11 protein-coding genes and 1 pseudogene are annotated in these 9,370 nt (G+C 56.9%); 6 read left to right on the top strand and 6 right to left on the bottom strand.

Annotated features, from left to right (window positions below):
* Positions 1-252 (top strand): annotated as a pseudogene (locus Q0526_RS17800) (2-hydroxyglutaryl-CoA dehydratase); the annotation flags it as partial.
* A 58-nt stretch (positions 253-310) separates the two neighbouring features.
* Here Q0526_RS17800 and Q0526_RS17795 read toward each other — a convergent pair.
* Genes Q0526_RS17795 through rfbC form a run of 6 tightly spaced genes read right to left on the bottom strand, consistent with a single transcriptional unit; the run spans position 311 to position 6,460 of the window.
* Entirely contained in the window at positions 311-2,149 is a 1,839-nt protein-coding gene (locus Q0526_RS17795) for a glycosyltransferase family 2 protein (RefSeq protein ID WP_298736635.1), read from the bottom strand.
* A gap of 4 nt (positions 2,150-2,153) precedes the next feature.
* On the bottom strand, positions 2,154-2,402 hold the full coding sequence (locus tag Q0526_RS17790) for a kinase to dihydroxyacetone kinase (protein ID WP_298736632.1): 249 nt from the start codon (positions 2,400-2,402) through the stop codon (positions 2,154-2,156).
* Between the two features lie 12 nt (positions 2,403-2,414).
* A complete protein-coding gene (locus tag Q0526_RS17785) occupies positions 2,415-4,286 on the bottom strand; it encodes a glycosyltransferase family 2 protein (protein WP_298736630.1) in 1,872 nt (623 codons plus the stop codon).
* A gap of 8 nt (positions 4,287-4,294) precedes the next feature.
* Positions 4,295-5,071 carry an ABC transporter ATP-binding protein gene (locus tag Q0526_RS17780; RefSeq protein ID WP_298736628.1) on the bottom strand — a complete coding sequence of 259 codons (777 nt, stop codon included), beginning with the start codon at positions 5,069-5,071 and terminating at the stop codon, positions 4,295-4,297.
* 12 nt (positions 5,072-5,083) lie between these two features.
* The gene (locus Q0526_RS17775; protein ID WP_298736625.1) at positions 5,084-5,884 is read right to left on the bottom strand and encodes an ABC transporter permease; all 801 of its coding nucleotides are present in this window, start codon (positions 5,882-5,884) and stop codon (positions 5,084-5,086) included.
* A 9-nt stretch (positions 5,885-5,893) separates the two neighbouring features.
* The gene (rfbC, locus tag Q0526_RS17770; protein ID WP_298736623.1) at positions 5,894-6,460 is read right to left on the bottom strand and encodes a dTDP-4-dehydrorhamnose 3,5-epimerase; all 567 of its coding nucleotides are present in this window, start codon (positions 6,458-6,460) and stop codon (positions 5,894-5,896) included.
* Positions 6,461-6,691: 231 nt separating this feature from the next.
* On the opposite strand from rfbC, the gene Q0526_RS17765 reads away from it, so the two are divergent.
* The 5 genes from Q0526_RS17765 (at position 6,692) to Q0526_RS17745 (ending at position 9,344) form a co-directional block, all read left to right on the top strand.
* A complete protein-coding gene (locus Q0526_RS17765) occupies positions 6,692-7,240 on the top strand; it encodes a 5-formyltetrahydrofolate cyclo-ligase (RefSeq protein WP_298736621.1) in 549 nt (182 codons plus the stop codon).
* Positions 7,237-7,875: a hypothetical protein gene (locus tag Q0526_RS17760; RefSeq protein WP_298736619.1), complete on the top strand. Its 639-nt coding sequence runs from the start codon at positions 7,237-7,239 to the stop codon at positions 7,873-7,875. Before Q0526_RS17765 ends, Q0526_RS17760 begins: the two co-directional genes overlap by 4 nt.
* 177 nt (positions 7,876-8,052) lie before the next feature.
* Positions 8,053-8,283 carry a helix-turn-helix transcriptional regulator gene (locus Q0526_RS17755; RefSeq protein WP_298736616.1) on the top strand — a complete coding sequence of 77 codons (231 nt, stop codon included), beginning with the start codon at positions 8,053-8,055 and terminating at the stop codon, positions 8,281-8,283.
* Positions 8,258-9,058: a DUF3169 family protein gene (locus tag Q0526_RS17750; protein ID WP_298736613.1), complete on the top strand. Its 801-nt coding sequence runs from the start codon at positions 8,258-8,260 to the stop codon at positions 9,056-9,058. Before Q0526_RS17755 ends, Q0526_RS17750 begins: the two co-directional genes overlap by 26 nt.
* 139 nt (positions 9,059-9,197) lie before the next feature.
* Positions 9,198-9,344, top strand: coding sequence for a helix-turn-helix transcriptional regulator (locus tag Q0526_RS17745; protein ID WP_366522146.1), 147 nt, complete (start codon positions 9,198-9,200; stop codon positions 9,342-9,344).
* Positions 9,345-9,370: the final 26 nt, after the last annotated feature.

Here is a 9,370-nt window from a genome sequence, read left to right as displayed (position 1 = left end):
CCCTTCGGCTGCCTGCCCAACCACATCGTGGGCAAGGGCATGATCAACAAGATCCGCGCCCTGCACCCTGAGGCCAACATTACCCCCGTGGACTACGATCCCAGTGCCACCCGGGTCAATCAGGAAAACCGCATCAAGCTGATGCTGGCAGTGGCTCGGGAACGTTTGACCCAGCCTGCCGAAGCACCGGCTCCTGTGACGGCTGAACAGCTAGCCGGCGGCGCGCCCCAGCTGCAAACCACCGTGCAGTAACAATTTCTCGATACAGCAGCACCCCGCACATCGGATGATGTGCGGGGTGCCTTTTTGTTTATTTCAGATGGCGCAGATCGCCGCTCTCCCGAAAATCCTCGTAGTCCAAAGACAGGGAGGGATTGTAGTAGGGATCATGGAGGATATTCTCCCGTCCATGCACTTCATACAATCGGTCATGCTCGGTATCAAACCGGGCTTTCTTGGCCGGGTCTTTCTCGTCGGAGCCGCGGGATTTGCTTTCGTGGTGGTAGAGTTCTGCATAAGGCGTCCAAACGATGCGCCAGCCTGCATCCCGGACCCGCAGGCAGAAATCCACATCGTTGTAGGCAACAGTCAGTGTTTCGTCAAGGCCGTGGACCTGATCAAACACCGCCGTGCGCACCAGCAGACAGGCCGCGGTCACTGCCGAGAAATCCTGTACGGTGGCCAGCCGGAACATATAGCCGCTGCCGCCCCGTTTGTGGTACTTGTGGCTATGCCCTGCATAGCCGCCCAGCCCGGTGATGATGCCCGCATGCTGGATGGTATCGTCGGGGTAGTAGAGCATAGCGCCGCAGATGCCCACGCCGGGCTGGCTGCACTCCCCTACCATCTGGGTCAGCCAGTCACCGTTGATCACTTCGATGTCGTTGTTGAGCAGCAACAGATAACTGCCGCTTGCGTATTTGCGGCCAAAGTTGTTGATGCGGCTGAAGTTGAAACCGCCTTTATACCGCACCACCCGGGCACGGTCATACCGCTGGGGCAGCCGGCGATAATACTCCTCGGTGGCTGGGTCGGTGGAGTTGTTCTCGATGACAAGGACCTCGAAATTTTCGTAGGTGGTCTTGGCATAAAGGCTGTGCAGGCACTTCTCCAGATCGTCGGTGTGGTCCTTATTGGGGATCAGGATGGACACCAGCGGCTGGGGTTCGGGCAGTTCCCATACCACATGGCAGGTGCCGGGGAATTTGCCCGGTTCCACCTTACCCTGCCGCCCGATGGCTGCCAGATGATCGGCTACCGCCTTGCGGGCGGCGGCTTCCACATAAGGTTTGGCCCCGGTGCCGCCGCTGGTAGAAGCCGCATGCACACGCCAATAGTAAAGTACCTGCGGCAGGTGCAGCGGCTTGTCCTGCGGGTCTCGGCGCTGCATCTCGTCGATCAGCCGCAGGAACAAATCATGGTCCTGCGCGCCGTCGCACGCGGGCCGTTCGCCGCCCACGGCCTCGAACAGTTCCCGACGGAACACCGCCAGATGGCAGATATAGTTCACTGCCATCAGGTATTCCGGCGCGTAATCCGGCTTAAAGTGTCCCACCCGGGGACGCTGAGGCGTCTTCTCAAACAGCGCTTCGTCGCTGTAAACGAAATCCGCCTTGCTGTCTGCCAGTGTTTTGCTCATCCAATAGATGGCATGGGGGGCCAGCATATCGTCGTGGTCGGCCAATGCCAGATACTCCCCCGTCGCCAGCGCTGCCGCGGCGTTGGTGTTGGCGGCGATGCCTTTGTTTTCGATCTTTTGGTATACGATGCGGGCATCCTGCGCGGCCCGCTCCTGCACCATCTGCCCCACCTCGCCGTGGGCTTCGTCACTGGCATCCACCAGCACCAACTGCCAGTTGGGGGCCGTTTGGCCCTGCACACTGTCCAAAAACTGCTGCAAAAAGCCAAGCGGTGTGTTGTAGAGGGGCGTCAAAATACTGATGGTCGGCCACGAAGCCGCCTGTTGGGCCGCCTCGGTTCGCTGGGCTTCCAGCGTTTTCTTGGCAGGCAGATACCGCGCCCGCTTACCGAAAAAGCGCCGCTTGAAAAAGCCCGCCGCCCGGGTGGCCATCACCCCCACCCCCTGCTCTTTCGTGAGGGTACGGGCGTAACCAAACAGTTCCCGGATACGTTTTGTCTGCAAACTCATGGCATCAGCCGTGCAGGCCGTTGGCCTGACGCTCCATATTTTCGATGATGATGGTGTGGATGTCCCCCTGCGTGGCGGCGTATTCCAGCACCTTCCACGGGGTATCGGTGTGGTAGTGGACCTTGATCAGATCCTCATCCCCCACCACCAGCAGGCAGTCCCCCTCGGCACAGTTCAGGATGCCGTCGTGGATCACGTCCTCCTCCAGATCGTGCCCCTCAATCAAAAGCTGGGTATCAAAACGATTCTTCATGGAAGAACCTCCTTATTTCAGGCCGAAGTTTTCAAACAGATTGTTGAAATGCGGGTTGTAGTAGGGATCGTAGTTGTCGATATATTGCTTGTATTTGGCGTAGAAGTTGGCCTTTTCCCGTTCGTAGCGTTTCGCATTTTCCGAAAGGGTATCCAGTCCCCGGCTCTTGCTCTCGTAGTGGTAGGCTTCGGCCCGGGGGGTATAGACATTGAGCAAGCCCTGCTGCCAAAGTTTCAAGCAATAATCCACATCGTTGTAGGCCACGGCAAACTTGTCTTCATCCAGACCGCCCACCGCTTTGTACAGCGACGCCTTGGTCATCAGGCAGGCACCGGTGACCGCCATATAGTTTTGGGTGGTGACCAGCCGGTACATATCCCCCACTGCGGTGCGGGGGTAGCTTTTGTGGCTGTGCCCCGCGCTGCCGTTAATGCCCATGAGTACACCAGCGTGCTGGATGGTATCGTCGGGATAGTAGAGTTTTGCCCCCACAGCCCCCACATCGGGGCGCTGGCTGTAACTGAGCAGTTCCCGCAGGAAATCCCGGGACAAGATCTCGATGTCGTTGTTCAGGAGAAGCAGATGTTCCCCCTCGGCAAACTGAGCACCGAAATTGTTGATGGCCGAGAAGTTGAAGGGCCCCTGATACCGCACCACCCGGCAGCGGGCAAACCGCTGGGGCAGGGTCTGGTAGTAAGCCTCGGTGGCCGGGTCGGTGGAGTTGTTCTCGATGACCAACACCTCAAAGTTGTCATATCCGGCGTTCTGGTAAAGGCTGGTCAGGCAGCGGTCCAGATCGTCGGTGTGGTCCTTGTTGGGGATCAGCACACTGATCAATGGGTGACCGGTCAGCTCATACCGCACCTGAAAGGCACCGGGGGCGTCGGGCACCGCCATGGCTTGGCCGGGCAGCCCCAATCGTTGTAGCTGGGCATCGATGGCTCGTTCCCCTGCCGCGATGGCGTAGGGTTTCGCTTCCATACCTGCGGCGGTGGAACCGGCGTGGCCCCGCCAGATGTAGAGCACCTGCTTGATGTGCTCGATTTTCTGGGCCTTTTCGGTCAAACGCAAAATCAGATCGTGGTCCTGTGCACCGTCAAACTCTTTGGATTCATAGGCCCCCGCCGCATCCAGCAGCGGGCGGCTAAACACCGCCAGATGGGTGATAAAGTTGACACCCCGCAAATAGTCGGGGGCAAAATCCGGCTTGAAGTGGTACCCGCCCAACTGTTTCAAATCAGCCGAGAGAACGATCTCGTCGCTATATACAAAATCTGCTCCCGTCTTTTGGATGGTCTGCACACATTCAAAAAGGGCGTTGGGGTAGAGCACATCGTCATGGTCCAGCAGGGCCAGATATTCGCCGGCAGCGGCGGCAAAACCGGCCGTGGTGTTGGCGGCGATGCCTTGATTTTCGATCTTTTGGTAGGTGATGCGGCTGTCCTTAACGGCATACTGCTGCGCCCGCCGGGAAACTTCCCCGTGGGCGTCGTCGCTGGCGTCCACCAGCACCAACTGCCAATGGTCGTACGTTTGGCGCTGCACACTCTGCACCATCTCATCAAAAAAGCGCAGCGGCGTATTAAAGACCGGCACCACCACACTGATGCAGGGTCCCTGCAAATGGGCTGCCCGCTGGGCTTTTAGGGTGCGGCGCAAGGGCAGATCGGCCCGGTGCCGCCAGTCGTCGTGGTGGAAAGCCAGCCCGACCCGGAAAGACACATCCCGCCAAAGCTGCTCGGCCCCTTCTTCCCGCAGGGTAGCCAGCGAACGCCGGGCCAGATCTTGCAGATGGGCCGGATTCAGCAGGCGTCGTGCCATACCGCCCACACTGTCCTGTACGGCCAGATCGGCGGGACGTTCGTTGTTGGGTTGTTGCTTCATGGATGGCCTCATTCCTCCGTCCGCTTGGCGGGCATGGCGTCCTTTTTCTCAAATTTGCGGTATTCCGCCGTGATCTCGGCGGTGGGTCCGTTGCGGCGCAGATGGCCATGGTCCAGCCATGCCACCTTGTTGCACATCCGTTCGATCTGGTCGATGGAATGGCTGACGAGAATCACCGTCGTGCCGCCGGAGAGCAGCTCCGCCATACGGCGCTCGCATTTTTCCTGAAACAGGAAGTCACCCACCGACAAAATCTCGTCAGCGATGAGGATGTCCGGTTTGGTCATGGTAGCCACCGCAAAAGCCAGACGAGCCACCATACCGGAAGAATAGTTTTTCAGCGGAACATCGAGGAAATCTTTCAGTTCGCTGAATTCCACAATGTCATCGAATTTGGAGTCGATGTATTTGGGGGTATAGCCCAGCACCGTGCCGTTGAGGTAGATATTCTCCCGGGCGGTAAGGTCCATATCAAAACCGGCGCCCAGCTCGATGAGGGGCGCGATGGTCCCCCGCACCGTCACCTTGCCGGTGGAAGGCTTGTACACGCCGGAAATGATCTTGAGCAGCGTACTCTTTCCGCTGCCGTTCAGACCGATAAGGCCGTAGAAATCGCCGGGCATGATGTCGAAGCTGACATCATCCAGCGCAAAAAATTCGTCGAAGCGCACCCCACCGTGCATCAAAGCCACGAAGTATTCCTTCAGGCTTTCGTGCTTTTCCTTCGCCAGATTGAAGCGCATCGAGACATGTTCGATGGAGATGATCGGCTGTTCTGCTGCCATAGGTGCGCCCCCTTACATGTACAGGACAAACTTGTCCTGATTTTTCTTAAAGACCACGATGCCCAGCGCCATGCTCACGGCGGCACAGAGGAAGCAGACCGTCAACATGGTGGCGTCCAGCCCTTGTCCCCACAGTACGCAGCGGCGGAACGCCGTAATGTACCAGTACATGGGATTGATATGGATGAGCCGCTGCATAATGCCAGAAAGAGTTTCGGGATCATAGAAAATCGCACTGGCATAGACCAGCAGTGTGCAGAACACTTCCCAGATGTGCATGATGTCCCGCACAAAGACGTAGAGCGCCGACAGCAACAAGCCAATGCCCAGACTGAAAAAGAAGAGCATGATCAGCGGGTAGAGGGCTATCCATGCCGTAGACCAGCTTACCGGCGTCCAGGTGATGACAAAGACGATCACCAACGCAATAAAGCTGAAAGCACAGTTGACCAACGCAAAGCAGCATTTTTCCATGGGGAAAATGTACTTCGGGATATACACCTTGCGCAGCAGCGGCGCATTTTTCAGCACGCTTTCCATAGCCATGCTGGTGGATTCCCGGAAGAAGTTAAAAAGCAACTGGCCGATGATCAGGAAGCCGGCAAAGTTCGGGATGCCTTCTCCCCGCAGGCCCTTCATAATGGAATCAAAGACCAAAAACATGACCAGACAGGTCAACAGCGGGTTCAACACACTCCAAGCCACACCCAGCACACTGCGGCGGTATTTGAGCTTGAAGTCTCGGGTGATCAGGTTCTGCAGCAGGTAACGGTACTTCCAGAAACTTGCAAAACTGTTTTTGAAACTTTGCACGGTAACTCCTTAGTACTTCTCGAAAAATTCGAACTTCTGTTCCGCAAAGGGGGTGTGCTCTTTGTCCTTAGCGCTGGTCTTATGCTCGCAGCCGCAATCCGGCCACTGCACATTCACCGTGGGGTCGTCGTAGGGGATGCCGCCCTCCGAAGTAGGATCATACACATCGGTGCACTTGTAGCAGAACTCTGCCACGTCGGACAGCACCACAAAGCCGTGGGCAAAGCCTTCGGGGATATAGAGCATCTTCTTGTTGTCCGCCGAGAGGGTCACGCCCACCCATTTGCCAAAGGTAGCACTGTGGGGACGGCAGTCCACCGCCACGTCAAACACTTCGCCCAGCGTCACCCGCACCAGTTTGCCCTGCGTATGGTTCTTCTGGAAATGCAGACCCCGCAGCACGCCCTTGGTGGAACGGCTCTGGTTGTCCTGCACGAAGGGCTTGTCGATGCCTGCCGCCGCAAAGTCATCGATCTGGTAGGTTTCCATAAAATAGCCCCGGTCGTCACCGAATACGGTGGGTTCGATGATCTGTACCTCGGGAATTTCGGTCTTGATAAAATTAAACTTACCCATGGTTGGTCTGCTCCTTTACTTCCTACACAATTTTCAGAAAATCAGTTTCTTAAATCGCATCTTAACGCATAACAATACAGCATATATTATACTCTATTTTCCCTCTAGGGGCAAGATGGACACTTCGGTTTGCCTGCATTTTTCTCTGTATACCGTGTAGAATTTTTGTTACTTGCCAGCAACGCGGACCTGTGGTATAATAGCCCCAAACCGGAAAAGGAAGGGATGCCCATGACCAAACGGGAAGTGCGTACCCACGCCAAAACGCTGCGTGCAGCGATGGACCGGGAACGCATTGGCTGCGAAATGGCGCAGGCATTGTTCGCCCTGCCTTGTTGGCAGCATGCCCAAACGGTGCTGGCCTTTGCCGCTCTGTCCGATGAGCCCGATACCATGCCGATCTTGCGGCAGACGTTGGCGGATGGCAAGCGCTTGCTGCTGCCCCGGGTAGCGGAAGCGGGCTGCATGGACTGGGTGGAAATTCCTGATCTGGCACTTTTACAGCGGGGCGCCTTTGGCATCCTTGAACCGCCGGCCGATTGTCCCGCCGTCCGCCCACCGGAGGAGGCACTGCTGCTGATCCCTTGCTTAGCAGTAAGTCCAGACGGTGTGCGGTTGGGCCGCGGCGGCGGGTATTATGACCGGTTTTTGGCGCATGCTAAAGGCAGCCGGTTGCTGCTTTGCCCCTCGGCACTGATTCTGCCCGAGGTGCCTGCCGACAGCTGGGATGTTCGCTTTGCCCCCGAAGAAATTTTAACCGAGAAAGGAACCCTTGTATGAAAAAAGCATGGATTTGTCTGAGTTTATTGGCCGCTCTGGCCCTGACCGCCTGCGGCAGTGCCAAAGAGCCCGCTGAAGCCACGCCTACCCCGTTGCCTGACGACGTGATGAGTCAGCCCGCCACACCGGACGGGGACACTTCCGACTCCGATATGGCCGTAACGCCGGAGACCGGCGAAGAGCTGACCGCCGATGCCGAACTCAGCGAGATGGTGGACAAGCTCTACACCGCTTATCCGGTGGAACTGATGATGATGACCACCAGCGCTGTGGACCTGACTGACGAGAGCTGGTGCACCTACAACACTGGTCTTAGCCCTGAACAGGCTGCCAAGGTGGATGCCGGTGTTTTGTCCGAGTCGATGACCGGCAGTCAGGCATACAGTCTGGTGTTGTTGCGGGTCAAGGACGAGGTCGATGCCCAAACCATCGCGGACGCTGTGCTGAACAACGTCCAGATGAACAAATGGGTCTGTGTGATGGCTGACAAAGCCCGGGTGGCCACCTTTGGCGACAAGGTGCTGTTTGTGATGAGCAACAGCGAGTTGGCCGATGTGGACGCGCTGATGGCTGCTGCCCCCGAGGCACTGGGCGTGACCTTTGACTATGAAAACAGCAAGGACGCCGAGGCCTAATCCCATTGGATAAACCGACAAAAAAGACCGTTCTTCCCCCCAAAGGAAGGGCGGTCTTTTTTTGCGGGCCCATTGACAACTTTTCTTGTCAGTGTTATACTTAAAATGACAAGTATAGTTGTCACTATGACAAAGTTTCTTGTCAATTCAACCTCATGTTGGAAAGAAGATGGATGGATGCCGCTTTACAATCACCTGAAAGAATATCGCACCCGGCTGGGGGTCAACCAGCAACAGATGGGCGCCATGGCAGGGGTATCCCGCCAGACCATCAGCCAGATTGAGCGAGGAGACTACTCCCCTTCGGTCACATTGGCCTTGAAATTGGCCAAGCTGTGCAATGTAACCGTGGAAGATCTTTTTACCTATGAGGAGGATAACCATGAAACCAATGGACAAACAGGATAAACAGGATAAAATCAGACAGGAGAATCGCCGCAAACTGCCCGGATTTCTGCTGTTCGTTGCGTTGGGGGCCGCAATCGGCGCTTTCATTGCCATTTTTTCCAACTGGCTGGCGGCGGCCGTTTCCCCTGCAGAATTGACCGGATCGGCCATTCTGGCGCTGAGTGTAGCCCTCCCCTTTGTGGCGCTACTGTGCGTACCTTTTGTGATCGCTGCCCTGTGGTGCTTGCGCAAGTCCCAGACACTCTTTGCCCGTTGGGACGGAGATGATGAGCGGCTGCCCGAGCAAATCGAACGCCGTCTGGACTGGGCTTTGCTCTGGGCAAGCACCACACAATTCCTGGTTTTGCTGTCGCTGGGGCTCTGCCTTTCGCTGCTGCCGCTGGGAGCCGTAGGAGCTTCCGTAGCCCTGATGGTTCCGATTTTCTGTGTCGTAATGATGTTCCTCTCCATCCACCTGCAACGCCGGGTGGTGGATCTGACCCGCCGCATGAACCCCGAAAAACAGGGCAGCGTTTACGATGTGAAATTCCGCAAAAAATGGTATGACAGCTGCGATGAAGCGGAGCGTCGGCGCATCGGGGAAGCGGCCTACGCCGCCTACATCGCCACCACCTACACTTCTCTGGCCCTTTGGGTGGTTATGGCGCTGCTCAACATCTTTGTCCCGGTGGGACCGCTGCCGATTCTGGCAGCGCTGGCCCCTTGGGGTGCCGGACAACTGACCTACCTGCTCCACTGCATCCGCGCGGACAAACAAATAGCCTCCGCCGAATGACACGCAACGCAAGCCGTCCTCCTGATGGGAGGGCGGCTTTTTTAGCCCACAGCAGCGGTAAAGAGGGGGACTCTACGGTCCGTGGGTGTTCCCGCGACGGTTCCTATGCTATACTACCCTCAGAAAGGAGGGTGGCCCCATGGACCAAAACAAGACCGGGAAGTTCATTGCCCAGATGCGCCGAACCCAAAACCTGACCCAGCGGCAGTTGGCCGACCAGCTTGCCATCAGCGACAAAACCGTATCCAAATGGGAGTGCGGAGTTTCCCAAACAAAAGGATATTAAGGAATAACCTGTGTTTACCTGCTTGC

This window comes from uncultured Subdoligranulum sp. (genome assembly GCF_937890665.1).
The sequence above is the reverse complement of the archived record's forward strand: the minus strand, read 5'-3'. Positions and strand labels throughout refer to the sequence as shown.

Excerpts from the sequence above, each read along its gene's own strand:
- Q0526_RS17745 (WP_366522146.1), top strand. The coding sequence starts at position 9,198 with ATGGACCAAAACAAGACCGGGAAGTTCATTGCCCAGATGCGCCGAACC.
- Q0526_RS17765 (WP_298736621.1), top strand. The coding sequence starts at position 6,692 with ATGACCAAACGGGAAGTGCGTACCCACGCCAAAACGCTGCGTGCAGCG.
- Q0526_RS17790 (WP_298736632.1), bottom strand. The coding sequence starts at position 2,402 with ATGAAGAATCGTTTTGATACCCAGCTTTTGATTGAGGGGCACGATCTG.
- Q0526_RS17785 (WP_298736630.1), bottom strand. The coding sequence starts at position 4,286 with ATGAAGCAACAACCCAACAACGAACGTCCCGCCGATCTGGCCGTACAG.
- Q0526_RS17795 (WP_298736635.1), bottom strand. The coding sequence starts at position 2,149 with ATGAGTTTGCAGACAAAACGTATCCGGGAACTGTTTGGTTACGCCCGT.
- rfbC (WP_298736623.1), bottom strand. The coding sequence starts at position 6,460 with ATGGGTAAGTTTAATTTTATCAAGACCGAAATTCCCGAGGTACAGATC.
- Q0526_RS17750 (WP_298736613.1), top strand. The coding sequence starts at position 8,258 with ATGAAACCAATGGACAAACAGGATAAACAGGATAAAATCAGACAGGAG.
- Q0526_RS17755 (WP_298736616.1), top strand. The coding sequence starts at position 8,053 with ATGCCGCTTTACAATCACCTGAAAGAATATCGCACCCGGCTGGGGGTC.
- Q0526_RS17760 (WP_298736619.1), top strand. The coding sequence starts at position 7,237 with ATGAAAAAAGCATGGATTTGTCTGAGTTTATTGGCCGCTCTGGCCCTG.
- Q0526_RS17780 (WP_298736628.1), bottom strand. The coding sequence starts at position 5,071 with ATGGCAGCAGAACAGCCGATCATCTCCATCGAACATGTCTCGATGCGC.